Below are 20,070 nucleotides of genomic sequence, written 5' to 3'. Positions count from 1 at the left end.
GAAAGGATAAGCTCAAAGAACGTCCTGCTGAGCGCAGTCGAAGCAGGACGTTCTTCTGGTGCCTGCGTCGGGTTAGCCCTCCTGCGACAAAACCAGCACCGCGTACGGGGCCAGGCCAATGCTGCCATGCCAGGCGTAGCCGTCGTATTCGCCCTCCTCGGCGTCCGTGCCGAAGCTCTCAAAATCGCCAAACTCGCCGTCGTAGCCCTTCCAGTCGCTGTTGAAGCGCACCGTCCAGTGGCCGGGACCGGGCAGGCCAATGGTGTAGGCTTCGTGCGCTTGGTTGGCAAAGTTGGCCAGCACCACCGTGGTGTCGCCGGGGCCGCCGTCGCCGTCGGCCCAGCGGGCAAAGGCTACCAGCTTCTCCGCGTTGTTCACATGGAAAACGTGGGTGTGCTGCCCGCCCAGGCCGCGCGTCTGGCCGTGAAAGTTGCGGCGCAGCGCAATCAGGTCGCGGTAGAGGTGCACCAGCCCGGCGCGGGCTTCCACATCCTGCCACACCAGGGGCTCGGCGTCGTTGAACTCGCCATCGGCCAGGAACTCCTGGCCCTGAAACAGCATGGGAATGCCGGGCGCCGTGAGCACCAGGCCGGCGCCTAGCGTGGTGCGCTTCTTGGCGAAATAGTGGTCGGCATCGCCGGGCATGATTTCCTCGGCCACGCGGCTTTTGCCGTTGGCCACCTCGTCGTGGCTTTCGGTATAAATGACGCGGCGGAAGGCGTCGCCGTTGTAGGTCACGGCCAGGGCATCGGCCACGGCCAGCATGTTGCGGTCGGCGTCGTTGGGGGTGGTAAGGGCTTCTACCACCGGATAGACGAAGGAGCTGTCCCACTGCGAGTCGAAGCCCTGGCCGCCCTTGGCCACGCTCTCGGTGATGCCGGCGTTGCCGCGCATGTCCTCCGCGATGGTAATTTTCCAGGGCATGGTCTGGTCAATTTCCTCGTTAATCCAGCGCATCAGGCTCCAGCCCTCGGGCAGGTCGGCGCCGGGGTCTTCCTCGCCGTGCACGTTGCGGATGAAGGCAATGGCATCGGCGCGCAGGCCGTCGCAGCGGTAGTCCTGCAGCCACATCAGGGCGTTGTCGCGGATGTACTGGCGCACCTCGGGGCGGCCGTAGTCGGGGCGGTTGTCGCCCCAGGGCGTCTTGGCTTTCCAGTCGTTGTAGAAGTAGATGCCGCCGCCGCCGTTTTCGCTCCAGCCGTCGAATTGCCACAGGTCGAGGTCGCCGGGGCCGAAGTGGTTGTACACCACGTCGAGCACCACCGCGATGCCGTGCTGGTGGGCCTGCTTCACCAGTTCCTTGAAGGCCACGGGCCCGCCGTAGTCGCTTTCCAGCGCAAACGGGTTGGATGGATTGTAGCCCCACGACCGGCTGCCCGGAAACTCCGTGGCCGGCAACAGCTCGATGCAGTTGATGCCCAAGTCGCGCAGGTAGGGCAGCTTTTCGGCCACGCTGGCGAAGGTGCCCACCTGCTCGGCATCGGGGGCGTTGAAGGTGCCTACGTGCAGCTCGTATATCACCAACTCGTTCCAGGCCGGCATCTGGAAATTGTCGTCGCCCCAGTCGAAAGCGGGGTCGTGCACCACCGAGGCACCGGCCGAGTTGGTCACCTCGCGGGCATAGGGGTCGTTGCGGTCGATGCGGTTGCCTTGGTTCACCAAGCTGAACTTGTATTCGTCGCCGGGCTTGGCTTCGGGCACATCGGCGGCCCAGTAGCCATTTTCTTCGGCTTGGAGCGGGTTTTTGTCGGCTTTCCACTTGTTGAAGGTGCCGGTAACGGCCACGCTTTCGGCGTGCGGGGCCCAGACCCGGAAGGTGGTGCCGGCCGCGTGGGGCACGGCGCCCATGCCGGGCCGGGCGGGCGCGAGGGCGGGCGAAGGGGCTTTGGCGGAAGCTGGTTTGGCCGCAGCAGCTTTGGCCGGGGCTGATTTGGAAGGCGCTTTCGAAGCGGACGTAGCGCGGGAAGCGGGTTTAGAAGCGGAAGCGTGGGGCATCGACTAAAGGACTGCCCACCGCCGGGGCAGCCGAAAATGCGGCCGGTACGGGACGGTAGGTGATGCAGCATACGAAACTGTCGGGCTTTTGGCCAAAATAGAAACCGGAGCAGCCGCAAGCTTGCTGCCTTTCAGAACAGTAGCCGGAGCAGGATACTTGAGCGCTAACTAATTTTTCGCCATTTTTCGGCCATGAATACCCTCGCTTCGCCCGATGCTGCCTCCGCAGGGCCCACCACGCTTTACCACCGCCGGCACACCAGGCAGCAGGTGGGCAAAACGTTTGGGCATTTCGGCCCGGCGGTTGTGCTGCTAATGGCCATTGTGCCTGTGTTGTCCGGCGCCGAACCGTTTTCGCTCTTGCTTGGGCTGGAAGTGCTGGTCGGGGCCGCCTACCTCACGCTGATGGTGCGCGAGCTGCTGCACCTGCGCCACAACCCGTTTCATCGCGAGCCGGTGGCGTGGCTGGAGCTGGCGGCAGCGGCCATTCTGGCCCTCGAAAGCTACCACATTTGGTACCGTCACCGCGAAGCCGAGCTGGCCGGGAAGCCGCACAAAACCCTCATCCTGCCCGGGCTGTATGCGGCGGTCGCGGTCATGTTCGTGGTCATGGCCTTTCGCATGAAAAAGCTGGACGGCCGGCGGTTTCTGCACCTGCACCCCGACGGGTTTGCCCTGCGCACCACGCGCCTGGGGAGCGGCACGGCGTTGCGCTGGGCCGACATTGCCGCCGTGGAGCCCGCCGGCCCTGCCGACCTGCTGGTGCACCGCCCCAACGGCCAAACGCACCGCATTTCCTTTGCGAATGTGCACGATGGCGCGGCCCACCGCGACCGGCTGCTAGCGCATGTGCAGACGAAAAGGAACAGTTAAAAGAAAAAGAACGTCGTGCAGAGCGCAGCGAAGTATCTCGCTTGTGCTAGTAAACCATTCGATTGAGTTAGTTGAAGCACGCGAGATGCCTCGGCTGCGCTCGGCATGACGTTCTTTTGTTCTCTATTACCTGCCAAACAGAATGCCCCGTCCCAAACCCGTTATTTTTGGCCTTTACGGCTGGTCGCCCGAGTACGGCTTCCGTTACATTCACCCGGCCAACCGCCGGGCTTTTGAGCTCCTCGAACCAGTGGGCAAGCTCTTTGAAAAAATTGCCGAAGACGAAGAGGGCGACTGGATTACCATCCGCTACGACGAGCAGCAATTTCTGGTGCGGCCCGAACTGTTCAAGGAAATCTACCACCGGCCCAAGTTTAGCTTTGGCGACGCCGTGGAGGAAGTGACGCCCGCGCCGGGCCAGTACCGGCACTTCGGGCACGTGTCGGATGTGTTTTGGGACGAGGCCACCGACACGGCGTCGTTTCAGATTGTGGAGCGCAAGCGCAAGTTGCCGCACGTGTTTCAGGCTGCGGAGCTGCGGGCCGATTGAGGCAAAATACACTCACAAAACGTCATGTCATTGCAAGTCTCACACGCCCAGCGCAATAGCCGCCACCACACCTGCCACGCCCAGCGCCAGTAGCAAGCCGTAGAGCGGGGCCACAAAGCGAATCCACTGGTCGAAGCGGATGCCGCAGATGGCCAGCATGGCCAGCAGCGAACCGTTGGTGGGCGTGATGAGCTCGCAGAGGCCGGCGGCGTATTGAAAGCACAGCACCACCACTTGGCGCGACAGGCCGATGATGTCGGCCAGTGGCGCGAAGAGGGGCATGGTGAGCGTGGCCTGCCCGCTCACGCTGGGCACGGGCAGGTGCAGGGCCGTTTGCACCACCATCATGCCCAGCGCCGATAGCGTGACGGGCAAATGCGCCAGCGGCGCCGACAGGCCCTGCACGATGGTATCGACGATGTGGCCCTGCTCCAGCACCACAAAAATGGCGCGGGCAAAGCCAATCAGCAGGGCCGAAAAAGCAATGTCGCGGAAGCCGGTCACGAAGCCCTCGGCCGTGCCCGAGAGGCCCAGCCCGCCCAGCAGGCCGGCCCCCACGCCCAGCACGAAAAACAGCGCGCCCATCTGGTCAAAATTCCAGCCCAGGCTCACCACCCCGTAGCCGAAGATGCTGAAGCACACCAGCAGCAACAGCAGCACCAGGCCGTGGCGGCCGGCCCCGCGGGCATCGGCCACGACGTCGGCAACGGTGAGGTCGGGGGCCACGCGGTGGCGGGTGGCGTGGCGCATGGTGCCCGCAATCCACAGGGCCACGGCGGGCAGCAGCAGGGCGATGCGAAAGCCGCCGCCCGAGAAAAAGGGCAGCTGCGCCAGCTGCTGCGCAATGACGACCTGAAACGGGTTTATGGGGCTGAAGGCGGCGCCCACGATGGCCGCCCCCAGGCTGGCCGCCACCGCCGTGATGACGGGATAGCCCAGCCGCCGCATGAGCACGAGCAGCACCGGCACCAGGGGCACAATTTCCTCGCCCATGTTCTCGAGCGCGCCCATGGTGGCGAACAGCAGGCTCACGATGGGGATGACGAGCACCTCGCGGCCCTGGGCGCGGGCCAGCAGCCAGTCCACGCCGTGGCGCAGGGCGCCGGTTTGGTCGAGCACGGTGAAGGCGCCGCCGGCCAGGAAAATGAGAAAGATGATGTCCGCGGCGGCTTCCATGCCTTTTGGGAGGTCGACCAGCATGTCGAGCGGGCTCACCGGGCTGGGCGCCACGCGCTGGTAGGAGCCGGGCACCACCACCTCGCGGCCGGTAGCTGCGTTTTTCTGGCGGGCAAACTGGCCGGCGGGCAGCACGTAGCTCAGCGCCGCGGCCAGCATGATGAAGCCCACCAGCAGCACCAGCGGGTGGGGAAAGCGAAAGGTATTCAAAGCAAGAAGGGGGACAGAACGAGGATTAAGGGAACAAAAGAACGCCAGCAGCACGTCATGCAGAGCGTAGCGAAGCATCTTTACCGCGCAATGCAATCAGTTACTTTCTCGGTAAAGATGCTTCGCTACGCTCTGCATGACGTTCTTTTGTGCCAGCCTACCGTGACCATCCTCGATTTTAAAGCCCTGCACCAGCGCCACCAGGCCGAGCACCTTGCCCGGCACGGCACCCGCCTGGCCGAGCGCCAGGAAGACAGCTTCGACCTGACGCTGTATGCGGTGGCGGGCTTCTACGCCGAAATCTGGCGCAGCCGCGGCGAGGAGCACATCCTGTTCATCCACGTGTTTCAGAAGCCGGCGGGGCTGGGCGACTACCTGCGGCTGGTGCAACTGCCTGCCGGCCTCTAAGGTCCTTGCGCCGCCCTGGCACTGCCGCTTCGGGCATTGCCGGAAGAAAATATGCGCGTTTTGGTTCTGTTTCTACTGCTGCTGGCGGGGCTGTCGGCGCCGGCTCGTGCCCAAAGCAAGGCCGCGGCGCGCACGCCAGCGGAGTTTGGCTACCGCCAGGTGGTGGTGATGTTCGGGCGCGACAGCGTGCAGGTGCTGCTGCTCTCGAAGCCCGGCGAGGAGCAGTTGAAGAAGCCGCTGTTGCTGTGGGTGCAGGGCTCGCTGCCCACGCCGCTGGTGCTCTACGACCAGCACGGCGCTTTTCCGGTGTTTCCCTTCCACCCCAAAAAGGTGCTCGAACGCTGCCACCTGGTCATCATCAGCAAGCCCGGCCTGCCGCTGACGGCTGATGTGACCGGGCAGAACGCCAACGAAATGTTTCGTGAGCGCCAGCCGCCGGCCTACTACTGCGCCCGTAATTACCTCGACTACTACGTGCGGCGCGACATGGCCCTGCTGCGCTATTTCAAGAAGCAGCCGTGGGTGGACGCCGGGCACGTGGTGGTGGGCGGGCACTCCGAGGGCAGCGCCATCGTGGCCCACCTGGCCGCTGTGCCCGGCCTAGTGAGCCACGCCGTGTACCTGAGCGGCAACCCGCTAGGCCGCAACATGTCGATGCTGGCCCAGGACCGGCAGGCGGCCGATACGGCAGCCGTGGGCTGGATTTTCCGCCGCTGGCAGCAGGTGGTGGCCGACCCCACCATTGCCGACTGCCAAGGCGACGACCCGCGCAACAGCATCGGCTTCGGGGTGTCGCAAATGCCGGTGCTGCTGCGCACGAAAGTGCCCATGTTCATCGGCTTCGGCACCCTCGACAGAGGCGTGGCCGGCGACGATTTCCTGCGCCTGGAGGCCATTCGGCAGCACCGCACCAACTTCACTTTCCGCGAATACGCTGGCCGGGAACACAACTTTTTCGGCGTCAAGAATGGCCAGATAGACTACAAGGATTTCTACTGGGACCAAGTGGGTGACGACTTCCTGCGTTGGGCCGGGCTGCTGAACGAGCCGTAGCGCGGATTTTGTAGTCCGCGTGTCCCCAACAGAAACCCGCGCCATGACGTGGACACGCGGGCTGCAAAATCCGCGCTACGGCTCGTTATTCTTCCGGCCGGTCCACGCTGGTGAGCTGGCCTTTGTTTTTCATAATTTGCAGCTCAAACTGGGTGAGAGGGTAGGGCGTTTTGCTGTACTTGGCCGGCGAGTTGAGCTCGTCGAGCGGGTGGCTGTTGTCGATTTGGTACTCGTTGGCCACTACGTCCACGGTTTTGCCTTTCACGTCCACCACCTTCAGGAGCGAGTAATCGGTGGCTTTGTCGTTTGCGCGCACCGTGTAGATGTCGCCCGGGTGGGGCGCGGCCAGGTAGCCCGCCTCGGCTTGGGCATGGTGGCGGCCGGCGATGGAGGCCCACAGTAGCCCCGCTGCCAGCAACCCCATTCCCGACCACGTCCAGAGCGGCAGCGACGTTTGCTTTTTGAGGTCGCGGGCCTGCTCCTGGGCGGCCTCGGGTAGCGCCTTGCCCTGCAAGGACAGGCCGCAGTGGGTGCAAGAAGCCGTAGCAATTTTTCCGAATGGAAAAAAAGGAATCCAGTAGGCGTGGGCGTAGCGGCCGGCAATGCTCACCTGCAATTTGTTGGGCGTTGCGCAGGACGGGCAGGGCACCCCCAGCAAGGGCTCGGTGCGCAGGGGAGTGGTGTTTAATCCGTAAATAACCATGTAGGGTAGGAGTCGGGCAACGAAAAATGGCAACAGTGGAAGGCTAAAAGTAAAGTGCCGAAGCAAGCCAATCCAACCGGTGAGCAAAAAAATGGCCCCCTGTAGCCGAGCATGAAAGCAGGGCAGCCTACGGCGAAAAATGCCCCTGCCGCCCTACCTTGCCGTCCATGAAACGCCTGCTGCCCCTTGCCTTTGCCCTGCTCAAGTTTGCTTCCGGGTACTTCCTCAGCAGCCCCGCCTACGACCTGCACCGCGATGAATACCTCTATCTGAACCAAGGCATGCACCCGGCCTGGGGCTACCTGGAGGTGCCGCCGCTCATTGCGGCGCAGGGCTGGGTAAGCATGGCGCTGGGCGGCGGGGAAGGCTGGGTGAGGTTCTGGCCCTACCTGTGGGGCGCGGCCACGCTCTACCTCGTGATGCGGCTGGCGCAGCGCCTGGGCGGCGGCTGGTTTGCCACGGCGCTGGCCGGCACCTGCTACCTGGGCACGGCTTTCGCGCGGCTCAACCTGTTGTTTCAGCCCAACTCGTTTGAGGTATTTGGCTTCGTGTTTTGCCTGTATTGGCTGGTGCGGTATTTTCAGGAGGAAAATCCACGGGACCTGTATTTGCTGGGGTTAGGGCTGGGGCTGAGCCTGCTGAACAAGTACACCACGCTGTTTTTCATCGCGGCGCTGGGTGGGGCGCTGCTGCTCACGCCCTGGCGCCGGTTGTTCCTGAACCGCCATTTCTTGGGCGCGGCGGGACTGGCGCTGTTGGTTTGGGGGCCAAATCTGGCCTGGCAAATCAGCCACGGCATTCCCTTCCGGCACCACATGCAGCTGCTGCACGACAGCCAGCTGGTGCACGTTTCGGCCGTCGATTTCTGGAAGGCGCAACTGCTGATGTGCGTGGCGGCGCTCTGGGTGTGGGTGCCGGGGCTGCTGGCGCTGTTGCTGGGCAGCACGTTTCGGCCCTATCGGGCGGTGGGCCTAGTGGTGGTGCTGGGCGTGGGCCTGCTGTTTGCCCTGCACGGCAAGGACTATTACGCCCTGGGCTACTACCCGGTGTTGTTCAGCTTTGGGGCGCGGTGGTGGGAGCTGCTGCTGGGGCATTCCCAGCATGCCAACCCCTCCGAGCCATTGGCAAATGTGGGGCGAATGACTCGTTTCAACCCGCGACTACCGCTTGGGCAACCCCGTTACTCCTCCCCCAAAATGGCGCTCCAGCTGGTGCTGGTGGCCCTGCCCGTGCTGCTGCTGTTGCCCATAGTGCCCTTCATCTACCCGCTGCGCGGGCCGGCCGAGATGGCCGCCCTGCGGCCCCGCTTTGCCAGCCTGGGCCTCTACCGCTGGGAAGATGGCCAGGACCACAACCTGCCCCAGGACTACGCCGACATGCGCGGCTGGCGCGAACTGGCCCGCAAAACCCGCGCCGCCTACCACAGCCTGCCCGCGGCGCTGCAAGCCCACACGCTCATCCAATGCGCCAACTACGGGCAGGCCAGCGCCATCAATTACTTCAACCACGGCCAGGGCCTGCCCGCGGCTAACAGCTTCAACGGCAGCTTTCTGTATTGGCAGCCGGCGCTGGGTACGGAGCAAGCCATCATTGTCGTCGACGACGAGCCGGACGAAGCCCTGGCGGCCCACTTTGCTTCCTGGCGCCGGTTTGCCGCCGTGGCCGACCCGTATGCCCGCGAGCGGGGCACCGCCATCACCATCGGCATCCGGCCCGACAGCGTCCTGCACAACCAGGTGCGCCGCGAGTGGCGCACCGCGCTGGCAGCCTGGGAAAAGCCGACGTCTTCAGGGAATTAGTGCAGCTTGTTTTGCGTATTTATTGAATTTTAAAAGCCGCTCCATTAGCCAGTTTGGAGCTTCTTTTGCCACAGAAGCTGTGTAGAAAGACGGTTCCGCCCGGTCTAACGCCGTAGGCGTCCGACCGGTTGTTGGTCGACGGTTGTATGGGAATCGTTCTGGCGACGACCGGTCGGACGCCTACGGCGTCGGACCGGCAAACAACACCCTTCCCAAACAGCTTCACAATAAGTTTCTGATACGTACTATTACGGATTCGCCGCCGCGATTGCCTGCCGGGCTCGCGCTCTACCTGTCCAAGGAAATACTGCTTTCCTACCATGGCTATTCATCAGCTAATCTACCGCAGCACCGCCACCCGCCTGCTGGGCGATACGGAGCTCAAGCGCCTGGTTTTGCAGGCCCGCATCTACAACTACAGCCAGAACATTACGGGGGTGTTGCTTTACGCCGACCAACAAATCCTGCAGGTGCTGGAAGGCGAAGCCGCCGCCGTTGAGCAGTTGCACGAGCAAATCAGCGAGGACGAGCGGCACACCCAGCTCCGGGTCCTGTTGCAGGAGGCGGTGCCGCAGCGCATCTTTCCCGCCTGGAGCCTGGGGTTTCAGCAGGCATCGCCCGAGGTGCTTCATCGCCTGGCCGCTTACCTCGACCCGCAAACCCGCACGGCCCTGCTGCCGCGCTCCTGCCCGATGCCGGACGTAGTGGCGAATTTGCTCCACGAATTCATCGCCGGGCGCCTTGCCGGGCTGGGCGAGCCGCACCACGCCGTAGGCAGCCTGCCCGGTGGTAAAGCACGGCGCTAACGGTGGGCCGGGCAAAGAAGGCGAGTGTAAAAGGACTGTTGGAGCGGTTTTCGGTTTTTACGCCCGCTACTACAGCGGTTTCGGAATCGGTATACCGTAGCGCGAACCTTATCGTTCGCGTCCCCGCGCCGCTAGCTCGTTCTGGCACGCGAACGACAAAGTCCGCGCTACTGACCGCACGTACATTGACTTCGAAACGGCTGTAGAAAAGCTGTTCAGGAAGGTGCTTCGGCGTAGCGGGCTGCCCGCGCGAAGAGCATTTTCTCAACAGCCGTGGCTTTTAACTTCATATGGAACACCGGTCTGAAACCGTTCTCTGGTTAACTTGGCGCCTGCTTCCATGTTCGAGACCACGCCCTACACCCTGCTCATTCAGCACGCCGCGCAGGTGCTCACCCTGGCCGGCGGCCCCCCGCACCGCCCGCTGGCCGGCTCCGCACTCGGCGATTGGACCATTATTGAGCGAGGCTACGTGGCCTGTGTGGGCGCCGAAATTGTGGCCGTGGGCCCCATGGCCGAGCTGAACCTGGCCCACCTCGGCCCCGAAACCCGCCTCGTGGACGCCACCGGCTGCGTGGTGATGCCCGGTCTGGTGGAGTGCCACACCCACCTCGTGTTCGGCGGCAACCGCGCCCACGAGTTCGAGCGCAAGCTGCGCGGCGAGTCCTACCTCGACATTCTGGCCAGCGGCGGTGGCATCCTGAGCACCGTGCGCGCCACTCGTGCTACCTCCGAAGCCAACTTGCTGGCCAATGCCCTGCACCACCTCGACGGCTTTCGGCGCTACGGCATCACCACGCTGGAGGCCAAAAGTGGCTACGGCCTCGACCGCGACACCGAGTTGCGCCTGGTGCGGGTGGCGCGCACGGCCGGCCGGCAGCAGCCGGTGCGGGTGGTGCCCACCTTTCTGGGCGCCCACGTGGTGCCGCCCGAGTTCAAGGAAGCGGGCCCGCAGGCCTACGTCGATTTCATTTTGCGCGAGGTGCTGTCGGACCTGAAAGGGGAGGCGGCTTTCGTGGATGTTTTCTGCGAAGCCGGGGCTTTTCCGCTCGATGTGTCGAAGTATTACCTGGAGCAGGCGCATAAAATGGGCTTCGGCCTGAAAATCCACGCCGAGCAGCTGCACGACCTGGGCGGCTGCGAAATGGCCGCCGCGCTGGGCGCTACCAGCGTCGACCACTGCGACTACCTCACGCCCGCCGCCGCCGCCCGCATTGCCCAGCACACCGCCGGGCAAACCGTGGCCGTGCTGCTGCCGCTGGTGCCGCTGTTTCTGCGGCAGTCGGTGTACGCGCCCGGCCGCGAGTTCATCGACCACGGCCTGCCGGTGGCCCTGAGCACCGATTTCAACCCCGGCTCGTGCCCCAGCAAAAACCTGTGGCTGGCCCTGTCGGTGGCCTGCCTCAAAATGGGTTTCACGCCCAAAGAGGCCGTGGCCGCTGCCACCCTCAACGCCGCCTGGGCCATTGGCCACGCCGCCGACTGCGGCAGCCTGGAGCCCGGCAAGCGGGCCGATGTGCTGGTGCTAAACGTGGGCAGCGTAGCCGAAATCCCGTATTGGCTGGGCGAAAACCCGGTGCGTGACGTGGTTATTGGGGGACAGCTGTAGGGCGGGCGTTGCGTGTTAAAGGGTTGCTCGGGGCTGCTTGCTGAACCTGCTTACAGCAGACGAATGCGCCGAACTGCTTCGGCCGCGCTCACGGCTTCCAGCGGGGGCGTTATTACCAGATTGGCCGCTGTGGTGGTGCGCTGGGTGCCATAGTAGAGCACACCGCCGCGCTCTTGCAGCACCACCGCAATGACGGCGGCACCGTAGGGCAACAGGCAATACCAGCGGCTGCCGGTTCCGAAATTAGTATAGCCACAACGCGCCAAGCCATTGAATCCCACGGGCCGAACATACACGCGGGTGGCTGTGGCAGAGGTAGATAATGGCACTTCTACGCCAATGGGCCCCGAAGAAGCACCCTGGTAAGCATGCCATAGTTGGTCGAGATTCCAGTTGCCGAGCGAGTCAAGCGGTAAAACGACCGAAAAATTGCCCGCCGCTGTTGCAACCGGAATTTGGGGGCCGAAACCAATAGCCGTAGGATAAAATACACGCTGCCAGCCGGCCGTGTCGCGCGCGATACTACCCCAGGCCGTTGCCGGCTGGTTCCAGAGCAGCATGCGCGTGGTATCGAGGCCCGCGGCAGGCACCGGCGAGGCGAGCATAAATCCGGAAACGCCATTGGCCGGTGAAGCAAAAGTGGCGAAGCGAAGGCGGTTGTTTCCTTGCCACACCTGGATATTGAACTCGCCGCCAGAAATAAGCACTTGTCCAGAAAAAGGGTTGCCGAATCTATAGGAACCAAAGGGCGAGCCCGTGGTAGTCGGCATATCGGTCAGCAGCATATCACCAACCGTAAACACCTCGCGTATCCTCAATTCGGCTTGGCCGGTGGCCAGGGTATTGTTGGGCAGATAGAACACATTGGGCCCGAAAGCCAGTCTGGTTCCTTTGCTGGTGAGCAAACTTTGGGCCTGTGCCAGATTGAACGTGAACCTTTGGACCGCCGGAGCGGCAGCCCGTATGTCGGCGAATGAAGACGGCGCGACTACCGGGTCGCACACAATTACGTCATCTTTGCGGCAGGCGGCCAGCAGGGCCACACCTAAGAATAGTAATACGAAAGGCTTCATGGCGTAAAATCGAAAAAGAGGATAAGTATCAGATTATCAGATAAGAATTTACTGTTTAACCCAAAGCAAGCAGCCCGTTGGGTTAAGGCAAGTCGTGGGAAACCCCCAGCAGGGCCGTACCCCCAAACAGGTAGCGCTGGTAGAGCGAGGTAGTGGACTTGGCCAGCGGCGTGAGTAGGTAGGTGCCCGTGGGCTGGGCCAGCAGGGTCCACTTATCGGTGAGGTGGTAGCGGGCTTCGATGCCCAGGCTGGCGCCCAGGCTGACGCGGCGGTACGGGCTGCCCGACACGCCCCAGCTTTGGGTTTGGCAGGCGCAGGCCGTGCCCTCGGTGCTGTTGCCGCCGAGGTAGGCCGCCACATCCATTCCCAGCAGGCCGTTGACCTGCCAGCGGGGGCCGGCCGCCCAGGTATAGCTTAGCCGTAGCGGCACGGTCAGAAACCGGTAAGTGTCGCGGCGGTGAATGGTGGTATTGGCAGCGCTCAGCCGATTGGCGCTGTCCAGCGCATGTAGTATGGTATTCGAGGGCAAACCGGTTGTCGAACTCACCCGTTGCAGGGCCAGCCGGGTGGCATATTCGGCGTAGCCAAGGCCGGCGCTCGCGGCCCAGCGCCCGTTGAGCACCCGGCGCACGCTCACCTGCGCGCCGTAGCCCAGAGCGGGCCGTTCCAACTCCGCCACCGAAGAAGTAGCAGCGGTAGAAGTACTGCCCGTGGGAGCAGCAGCGGTAATGTTTGGCGTAGTGGAGTAGCTCAGGCCCGAAGCTGTGCCCAGATACCGGTACGTGAGCGCCGGCCCACCCAGCACCTGCACCGCCCAACGGGACACTTGTGCCACGGCCGGGTGCTGGTGGCCGATGAGTTGAGCCTGGCCAGTTGGCGTGGCTCCTGCTGTTTGCGTAAGTGCCACCAGAAGCGGCTGCAGCCGGCTCCAGGCCGCGAAAGAGCCAGCATCAGTGGGAAGCTCGGATACGGGTGCACTCGCAGGCCCTGCTGCTGACGCGAATGCAGCAGGCCCTGGCAGCGCATTCTTTGCCGTGGCCAGACGCTGCGGGTTGAGGTGGGGCCGGGGCAGTTGGCCGGCGGCCGGGCGAGTGGTTGCCTTGGCGTAGCGGACGCGACGGCGGGAGCCAGCAGTGGCAAAAGTTGCCTGGGTAGCAAGAGTAGTAGCCACTGCAACGGCACTGCTCCCCGTTGCCGCTTCGGTCTGAGAGACAGCGCCGGTCCGCCCGTTGCGGCTTGCCCGGAACTTGCCCAGGCGCCTGGCCGAAATGCCTGCTGCCGTTTTAGCTGCGCTGCGAGAGCCAGATGGGGAAACCGAAGCCATTGCCAGCCGACCAGCAGCCACGGTGGCAGCGCGGCCGGCGCCGGTAGCCGACCGAACGGGTGCCGGCGTGCCGGCCGTTGCCGCCGTGTTGCTACCCGCACCCATCAGTTGGTCGGCCGGGCGAGTGCCGGCAGCCAAGCCAGCGCCACCATTGTTCGAGGCAATACCGGTGGAGGTGCCCTCAGCAGTGACCGCTGTCCCATCCGCGGCAGGTAGTTGCGTAGCCGGATTGGTGCGTAGGGCTTTATGGGTTTGCGTGTGCTGAATGGAAGTGGAGCGAGCTGTAGTTTCGGACCGAGATACTTTTTGAAGCCACTCCGATAACCGCCACTGCCAGAACACACTCACAATCAGCAACAGCACCGCCAGCCAAACGGCGCGCCGCCGCTTGCGCTGGCGCAGCTGCGGCACGGCCACGGGCGGCGGTAGCTGCGCCCGAATGTCGGCCCAGAGCGGCGCGGGCGGCTCCTGGCCGTAGTTGGCCAGGCGGTCGCGCAGGGCATCGTATAAGTCGTCGGGTTCGCGGTCGGTCATGGCAATTGGGGGTGGTGTTGGGCCGCCAGGCGGGTTTCGAGCAGCCGGCGGGCCCGGGCCAGCTGCGATTTGCTGGTGCCTTCGGCGATGCCCAGCAGCTCGCCGATTTCCTGGTGGGAGTAGCCTTCCACGGCGTAGAGGTTGAGCACGGCGCGGTAGCCGGGCGGCAGCGTGGCCAGCAAGGCCAGCAGGTCGTCGGCGGCCAGGTGCTCCAGGGCGGAAGGCTCGGCCGTGGGCAGGTCGGCGGCCATGTCCTCGAGGGCCTCGCCGCCGGGGCCGGGGTGGCGCAGGCGGTGCTGCTCCACGGCGTGCAGCGAGGTGGTGACGGCAATGCGCCGGGCCCAGGCCTCGAAAGGCCCCTGGCCGCGGTATTGGTCGAGGCGGGTGAAGATTTTAACGAACGTGTTTTGCAGGGCGTCCTCCGCTTCGGCCCGGTTGGGGCAGTAGCGCAGGCACACCCCCATCAGCAGATAAGAGAGGTTTTGATAGAGCCGGTGCTGCGCAGCCGATTCGCCCCGCCGGCACGCCGCCAGCAGGGCCTCATCAACCGGGGCGAGGGGAGGCGGCATGCAGAAGGACAGTAGAAGAAACCGGGGTGTACAGCCCCCGGCATCTGGGCTCATGACCGGCGGCCGGCCGGCGCGGTTGCGTGGCCCCTAAGTTATTTTGAAAAAAATCACGGCCCGGCCCCGGCAATGCCTCCGCCTTGCGCTGTCCGCCGTATTCTTGCCGCACCCATTCGTCACTGCTCCCGCCGTCCCCATGCGCTATTTCCACGTCGACGCCTTCGCCCAAGCCCCATTCACCGGCAACCCCGCCGGTGTGTGCCCGCTCGATGCCTTTCCTTCGGCCGAGCTCATGCAGCACATCGCCGCCGAAAACAGCCTGGCCGAAACCGCCTTCATCGTGCCCCGCGCCGGTACCGTGGCCGAGTACGACATCCGCTGGTTTACGCCTGCCGTGGAAATCGACCTGTGTGGGCACGCCACGCTGGCTTCGGCCCACGTGCTGTTCACGCACCTGGGCTTCTCCGAAGCGCAGGTCACCTTCCACAGCCAGAGCGGCCCCTTGCGGGTGGCCCGCGAAGCCGATGGCCGCCTCACGCTGGACTTCCCTTCGCGCCCGCCGCAGGAGCTAACCGCGCACCCCACCGGCCTGGTCGACGGCCTACGCGCCACGCCGCTGCACGTGCTGGCCGCCCGCGACCTGCTGGTCGTCTTCAACACCGAAGCCGAAGTGCTGGCCCTGCGCCCCGACTACGCCCGCATCGCGGCGCTGGAGTACGTGGGGGTCATCGCCACCGCGCCCGGTAGTCCCGGCGTCGATTTTGTGTCCCGGTTTTTCGCGCCCCGCGTGGGCGTGCCCGAAGACCCCGTGACCGGCTCGGCCCACAGCACGCTCATTCCCTATTGGGCCGAGAAGCTAGGCAAAACCGAGCTGCGCGCCCGCCAGATTTCGCCCCGCGGTGGCGACTTGTGGTGCCGCCTGCGCGAAGGCGACCGGGTGGACATCAGCGGCTACGCGGTGACGTATGCGGCGGGGGAAATTGCAGTAATGAGTTGAGCCCTTTCATTGACCAGGCAAGACGGGGCTTGCGCAAAGCGGTAGCCGCCCGAAAGCGTAACCTGTGTAATTGAGACAAATTGGGCATCAAGCAGGCAGCATACTATTTCCGAAGCAAAGCAGTTGTGCGCAAAGGACTGGATGCATGGCTTACACAATTACACTGAGCAAAATGAGCAAAATCGGACTTTCGGTGGGTTTACTGGTTATTACAGCCTGCGCGACCACCAAAAACGTTGGAAGCGCTGAAAGAGACGGCAGTTCCTTCGAGCAAGCCATTGTTATTCGAGGAGTAGCACAGGAGTACGCCTACGTCAGGCAGGTTTGCCCGGACTGCCAATTCGTAAGGCAATCCTTAACCTCAGAAAACAAAAAGCCTTACGACATTCTGGCGTTTAAGAAATCGGATGGGAGTACGGTGTCGTATTATTTTGATATCTCAAAATTCTTCGGGCGGCGCTTTTAGGAGAATGCAGGCATCAGTTTGAGCATACTTGCCGCTTGCGCTATCCCTTCGCCTGCGCTTTTTTCTTGCCCGTACTCGCCCCCAGCCGCTCCGGGTTTTCGGTCAGGAACTTGCCCCAGCTTTTGCCGCCGCTCACGGTGGTGTTGTTGCCCTTCATGTAATGGTGGCAGAGGGCCACGGCCAGGGCATCGGTGGCGTCGAGGAACTTACTGGCTTCGGCCAGGGGCGGCAGCGTGAGGGTCTGGCGCAGCATGTGGGCCACCTGCTCCTTGGTGGCCGAGCCCGAGCCCGTGACGGACTGCTTCACCTTGGTGGGCGCGTATTCCACGTAGGGAATCTGGCGGGAGAGGGCGGCGGCGATGGCCACGCCCTGGGCCCGGCCCAGCTTGAGCATACTCTGCACGTTGACGCCGAAAAACGGGGCCTCGATGGCCAGCTCGTCGGGCAGGTACTCGTCGATGAGCTCCAGCATGCGGTCAAAAATCCGCTTTAGCTTTACGGCATGGTTCGACCCCAGCGCCTTCATATTGATAACGTCGTAGCACAGCACGTCGACCCGCTGGCCGCGCACCTCAATCAGGGCGTAACCCATAATTTGGGTGCCGGGGTCGACGCCCATAATGATTTTGGGCAGCAGCTCGACGGCAGGGGCGGGGCGGGGGCGTTGGGGGGCAGGCATCTGACACAAAGTTACAACCCAAGCCAGGGCACTACACCTAGCGCCGCGCCGGCTGCAGCCGCCAGCCTGAGCCCTTCCGGCCCTAATCGCCGCCAACCCGCCCCCGAGCCCGAAACCCGCCGCGCCCGGCAATGGCGCCGGCTGGTTTTCTGGGGCAAAATTGGCGTCACCCTGCTCACCCTGGGGCTGCTGTACAATTCCATTTTTGCCGCGCCCGATACGGCGAAGGCCTGGCGGCAGTTGCTGGCTACTACGCTCAGCGGGGCCGGGCGCGGGCCGGTGCTGGCAGCCCTGGCGCTGGTGCCGCTCAACTGGGGCCTGGAGGCCTGGAAATGGTACCGCCTGGCCCGGCACCTGGAGCCTGTCACCTTCGGGCGCAGCTTTCGGGCGGTGCTGGTGGGCCTCACGCTGGGCTTTGCCACCCCCAACCGCGTGGGCGACTACGCCGGCCGCATCATCGAGCTGAAAAGCCGCCGGGTGAGTGCGCTGGGCGCCGTATTTCTGGGGCGCTACTGCCAATTGGTGGCCACCGTGCTGGCGGGCGTGGCGGGCCTGCTCTACTTCCTGCTGACGTTTTACCTGAAGGGCTACCCGGCCGCCGGGCTGGGCGTGGCGGCCTCAGCCGTGCTGCTGAGCGCGCTGGTACTGGTGCCCCTGTACCGTTCGCGCTTGCTGCTGGCGGCGCTGGGCGTGTGGCGGCCGTTGCGGCGGTTTCGGCCGGCGCTGGCCATCATGCCCACGTATCCGGCGCGGGCGCTGCACGCGGTGCTGGTCCTTTCGGGGCTGCGCTACGGGGTGTTTTGCGCGCAGTTTATGCTGCTGCTGGCGGCCTATGGCGTGGGCGGGCCGCTGGGGCCGGGGCTAGCGGCGGTGGCGGGGACCTTCCTGCTGAAATCACTGGTGCCCTCGCTCAATGCCCTGGCCGATGTGGGCGTGCGGGAGTTGTCGGCCACGCACTTGTTCGGCCTGCTGGGCCAGCCGGCGCTACCGGTGCTGTCGGCCAGCCTGAGTTTGTGGGTCATCAATATTGCCCTGCCCAGCGCGGCCGGGCTGCTGCTGGTGCCGGGCCTGCGGGTGCTGCGCGAAAAGCGGGCGGGCCGATGATGCTGGCTGGAATGGCCCTGCTGGTATTGCCGCTGCTTTATGCGGGGCTGATGGTGCGGCTGCGGGCCGGCTGGCTGGCGAATGGAGTTAAAAGTGAAAAGTTAAAAGGAAAAAGCGTTGAAGTAGCTGGTGCGACTGTTCATGCCACAGGGGAAGCCGTAACCGCCCCCAATGACGAACTTTTTACTTTTAACTCTCAACTTTTCAGTTCAACATCTTCGCAACCGCTCCTCTTCGCTATCCTCATTGCCGCTCGCAACGAAGCCGAAAACCTGCCCCAGCTGCTGCATGACCTCCGTGTCCAGCTGCTGCCCGCCGCGCACTTCGAAGTCCTGATAGCCGACGACCATTCCACCGATGCCACGGCCGCCCTCGTAGCCGCTGCTGCCCGCGACTCGCCGTTTGCCCTGCGGCTCATCACCCTGCCGGCTACGGAAACCGGTAAAAAAGCCGCCCTACTCGCCGCCCAGCAAGCGGCCCGCGCCCCGTGGCTGGTCTGCACCGATGCCGACTGCCGACTGGGTCCGGGCTGGCTGGATGCTTATGCAACTCAACTTCTGCGCGAGCCACAGGCCAATTTCCTCAGCGGTCCGGTGCTGCTGACGGGCTCCGACTCGCTCCTGCAAACCCTCATGGGCCTGGAGTTTGCCGGGCTGGTGGGCGTGGGCGCGGCCTGCCTGGCCTGCCAGCAGCCCACCATGTGCAACGGGGCCAACCTGGCCTACCGCCGCACAGCGTTCGAAGCCGTGGGCGGCTTCGCCGACAATGCCCACCTGGCCAGCGGCGACGACGAGTTTCTGCTCCACAAAATCCACGCAGCTTTCCCCGGTACGGCGCATTTTCTGGCCGATACGGCGGCCATGGTGCGTACGGCCGCGCCGCCTACGCTGCGGGCGCTGCTGCGGCAGCGGGTGCGCTGGGCCAGCAAGTGGCGGCACTACCACAGCACCGCGCCGCGCCGCCTGGCTTTGCTGGTGCTGGGCGCCAACGTGGCCCTAGCCGCCGGGATAGGAGCGGGGCTGGCGTGGCCTGGTTGGTGGCCCTGGGTGGCCGCTGCCTGGGCGGTTAAGCTCGGGGCCGATGCCTGGTTTTTGAACCCAGTGCTGGGGTTTTTCGGGCGGCGCAAGTGGTTGTGGGGACTGCTGCCGCTGCAGCTGCTGTACGCGCCGTATGCGCTGGCGGTAGGGGCGGCCGGCTGGCGGGGCGGCTACCAGTGGAAGGGGCGGGCGGTATGGTAGCCAAAGTAACGAAAGAAGAGAGTTCACGGTGGACTTGCGAGGTAAGTTCGCCGCACACATATTCCTCCTAAGCTCAACTCGTTATGCGCTTTATTTCGGCTGGTTTTGCCATTTCGGTTGGCATGGCCTTAATCGTCGTGCTCGTTGGTTTTACCCTTTTGAGCGCGGGCGGGCTAGCCGGGTTTAGGGCCGATGATGCCTTGGTAGTGCGCCTTTCAACAAAAAATTGTTAGGCCCCCTCAATTGTGTCTTGCGTTAGAGTTGCAGCGTATTAGAGCAATTTCATAGTCAGTGTACGTGGTAGCCACCGTGGTCGAACCGGTTTTGAGCATCCTCGGCCGTTATCCAGGGCAGCGCCGCTTGCAAGGGGGCCGTCAGCGCCTCGCGGGTGCGGGCGGCCGCGGTGCGCCGGTGGGTTTTGAGCTTGCCGAAGGCCAACGCAATGGGCGTAAAATCCGGCGAGTAGGGCGGCAGAAACAGGAGCCGGGCCCCGCGTGCTTCCACCAATTTCGCCAGGCCGGCCGCCTTGTGGACCCGCAAGTTGTCCAGTACGGCCACGTCGCCCGGTTGCAAGCCCGGCCCGAGCCCCTGCTCGAGGTACCCGGCGAAGCTGGCCGTGTTCACGGCCCCGTCCAGTTCCATGACGGCCTCCACGCCCTGGGCCGAGAGGGCGGCCACCACCGCCACGCTGGGCCCGTTGTGCAGCGGCACGGCCGCGTCCACCCGCCGCCCGCCTGGGGCGCGGCCGTAGCGGCGGGTGTAGGTCAGGCTGACGCTCGTCTCGTCCACGAATTTGAAGCGGGTCACGTCTTCGTCCTGAAGGGCTTCAAGAAAGTCCCGGCGCACGCCGCCGCACGCGCTCGGCAGCGTGCAGACTTTTTTTTGGCCGCTGATTCAGCAACCGGCT

The 20,070-nt window shown here is 64.3% G+C and carries 19 protein-coding genes; 11 read left to right on the top strand and 8 right to left on the bottom strand.

Annotated features, from left to right (window positions below; genetic code table 11):
* Positions 1-72: 72 nt before the first annotated feature.
* Positions 73-1,995, bottom strand: coding sequence for an alpha-amylase family glycosyl hydrolase (locus JKL48_RS11195; RefSeq protein ID WP_236668731.1), 1,923 nt, complete (start codon positions 1,993-1,995; stop codon positions 73-75).
* Positions 1,996-2,187: 192 nt separating this feature from the next.
* On the opposite strand from JKL48_RS11195, the gene JKL48_RS11190 reads away from it, so the two are divergent.
* Together JKL48_RS11190 and JKL48_RS11185 are read left to right on the top strand one after the other, a co-directional pair.
* Complete coding sequence (locus JKL48_RS11190; protein WP_201982434.1) at positions 2,188-2,868, top strand: hypothetical protein; 681 nt, start codon at positions 2,188-2,190, stop codon at positions 2,866-2,868.
* A gap of 142 nt (positions 2,869-3,010) precedes the next feature.
* The gene (locus tag JKL48_RS11185; protein WP_201982432.1) at positions 3,011-3,418 is read left to right on the top strand and encodes a DUF6960 family protein; all 408 of its coding nucleotides are present in this window, start codon (positions 3,011-3,013) and stop codon (positions 3,416-3,418) included.
* 39 nt (positions 3,419-3,457) lie between these two features.
* On the opposite strand, the gene JKL48_RS11180 is transcribed toward JKL48_RS11185, so the two are convergent.
* On the bottom strand, positions 3,458-4,804 hold the full coding sequence (locus JKL48_RS11180) for a YfcC family protein (protein WP_201982430.1): 1,347 nt from the start codon (positions 4,802-4,804) through the stop codon (positions 3,458-3,460).
* Positions 4,805-4,921: 117 nt separating this feature from the next.
* Here JKL48_RS11180 and JKL48_RS11175 point away from each other — a divergent pair, with 117 nt between their 5' ends.
* Complete coding sequence (locus tag JKL48_RS11175; RefSeq protein ID WP_201982428.1) at positions 4,922-5,212, top strand: hypothetical protein; 291 nt, start codon at positions 4,922-4,924, stop codon at positions 5,210-5,212.
* A 51-nt stretch (positions 5,213-5,263) separates the two neighbouring features.
* Positions 5,264-6,265 (top strand): alpha/beta hydrolase family protein, encoded by a 1,002-nt coding sequence (locus JKL48_RS11170; RefSeq protein ID WP_201982425.1) that lies wholly within the window; start codon positions 5,264-5,266, stop codon positions 6,263-6,265.
* Positions 6,266-6,350: 85 nt separating this feature from the next.
* Here the strand turns inward: JKL48_RS11170 and JKL48_RS11165 are convergent, their stop codons facing one another.
* Positions 6,351-6,968 (bottom strand): hypothetical protein, encoded by a 618-nt coding sequence (locus tag JKL48_RS11165; RefSeq protein WP_201982424.1) that lies wholly within the window; start codon positions 6,966-6,968, stop codon positions 6,351-6,353.
* A 167-nt stretch (positions 6,969-7,135) separates the two neighbouring features.
* On the opposite strand from JKL48_RS11165, the gene JKL48_RS11160 reads away from it, so the two are divergent.
* The 3 genes from JKL48_RS11160 (at position 7,136) to hutI (ending at position 11,182) form a co-directional block, all read left to right on the top strand.
* Positions 7,136-8,767 (top strand): glycosyltransferase family 39 protein, encoded by a 1,632-nt coding sequence (locus JKL48_RS11160; protein ID WP_201982423.1) that lies wholly within the window; start codon positions 7,136-7,138, stop codon positions 8,765-8,767.
* 320 nt (positions 8,768-9,087) lie between these two features.
* Positions 9,088-9,573, top strand: a complete 486-nt coding sequence (locus JKL48_RS11155) for a BLUF domain-containing protein (RefSeq protein ID WP_201982421.1) — start codon at positions 9,088-9,090, stop codon at positions 9,571-9,573.
* 340 nt (positions 9,574-9,913) lie between these two features.
* On the top strand, positions 9,914-11,182 hold the full coding sequence (hutI, locus tag JKL48_RS11150; protein WP_201982419.1) for an imidazolonepropionase: 1,269 nt from the start codon (positions 9,914-9,916) through the stop codon (positions 11,180-11,182).
* 50 nt (positions 11,183-11,232) lie between these two features.
* Here hutI and JKL48_RS11145 read toward each other — a convergent pair whose 3' ends face one another.
* The 3 genes from JKL48_RS11145 to JKL48_RS11135 form a co-directional block, all read right to left on the bottom strand.
* Positions 11,233-12,255 (bottom strand): hypothetical protein, encoded by a 1,023-nt coding sequence (locus JKL48_RS11145; RefSeq protein WP_201982418.1) that lies wholly within the window; start codon positions 12,253-12,255, stop codon positions 11,233-11,235.
* An 82-nt stretch (positions 12,256-12,337) separates the two neighbouring features.
* Positions 12,338-14,113, bottom strand: coding sequence for a hypothetical protein (locus JKL48_RS11140; RefSeq protein ID WP_201982416.1), 1,776 nt, complete (start codon positions 14,111-14,113; stop codon positions 12,338-12,340).
* Positions 14,110-14,682: an RNA polymerase sigma factor gene (locus JKL48_RS11135; protein ID WP_201982413.1), complete on the bottom strand. Its 573-nt coding sequence runs from the start codon at positions 14,680-14,682 to the stop codon at positions 14,110-14,112. Before JKL48_RS11135 ends, JKL48_RS11140 begins: the two co-directional genes overlap by 4 nt.
* Before the next feature lie 193 nt (positions 14,683-14,875).
* On the opposite strand from JKL48_RS11135, the gene JKL48_RS11130 reads away from it, so the two are divergent.
* Together JKL48_RS11130 and JKL48_RS11125 are read left to right on the top strand one after the other, a co-directional pair.
* Positions 14,876-15,676 (top strand): PhzF family phenazine biosynthesis protein, encoded by an 801-nt coding sequence (locus tag JKL48_RS11130; RefSeq protein WP_201982409.1) that lies wholly within the window; start codon positions 14,876-14,878, stop codon positions 15,674-15,676.
* Between the two features lie 172 nt (positions 15,677-15,848).
* Positions 15,849-16,142 carry a hypothetical protein gene (locus JKL48_RS11125; protein WP_201982407.1) on the top strand — a complete coding sequence of 98 codons (294 nt, stop codon included), beginning with the start codon at positions 15,849-15,851 and terminating at the stop codon, positions 16,140-16,142.
* 40 nt (positions 16,143-16,182) lie between these two features.
* Here JKL48_RS11125 and ruvC read toward each other — a convergent pair whose 3' ends face one another.
* Positions 16,183-16,821 (bottom strand): crossover junction endodeoxyribonuclease RuvC, encoded by a 639-nt coding sequence (gene ruvC / locus JKL48_RS11120; protein WP_201982405.1) that lies wholly within the window; start codon positions 16,819-16,821, stop codon positions 16,183-16,185.
* Here ruvC and JKL48_RS11115 point away from each other — a divergent pair.
* Complete coding sequence (locus JKL48_RS11115) at positions 16,807-17,925, top strand: lysylphosphatidylglycerol synthase transmembrane domain-containing protein (RefSeq protein ID WP_201982403.1); 1,119 nt, start codon at positions 16,807-16,809, stop codon at positions 17,923-17,925. The two genes, ruvC and JKL48_RS11115, sit on opposite strands and share 15 nt — an antisense overlap.
* Entirely contained in the window at positions 17,922-19,163 is a 1,242-nt protein-coding gene (locus JKL48_RS11110; RefSeq protein WP_201982400.1) for a glycosyltransferase, read from the top strand. Before JKL48_RS11115 ends, JKL48_RS11110 begins: the two co-directional genes overlap by 4 nt.
* A gap of 288 nt (positions 19,164-19,451) precedes the next feature.
* On the opposite strand, the gene JKL48_RS11105 is transcribed toward JKL48_RS11110, so the two are convergent.
* Positions 19,452-19,970: a transposase gene (locus JKL48_RS11105; protein WP_201982399.1), complete on the bottom strand. Its 519-nt coding sequence runs from the start codon at positions 19,968-19,970 to the stop codon at positions 19,452-19,454.
* Positions 19,971-20,070 lie beyond the last annotated feature (100 nt).

The organism is Hymenobacter rubidus (assembly GCF_016734815.1).
GTDB classification, from domain to species: domain Bacteria; phylum Bacteroidota; class Bacteroidia; order Cytophagales; family Hymenobacteraceae; genus Hymenobacter; species Hymenobacter rubidus.
Note: the sequence above shows the minus strand (reverse complement) of the source record. Positions and strands in the feature narration are given on the sequence as shown.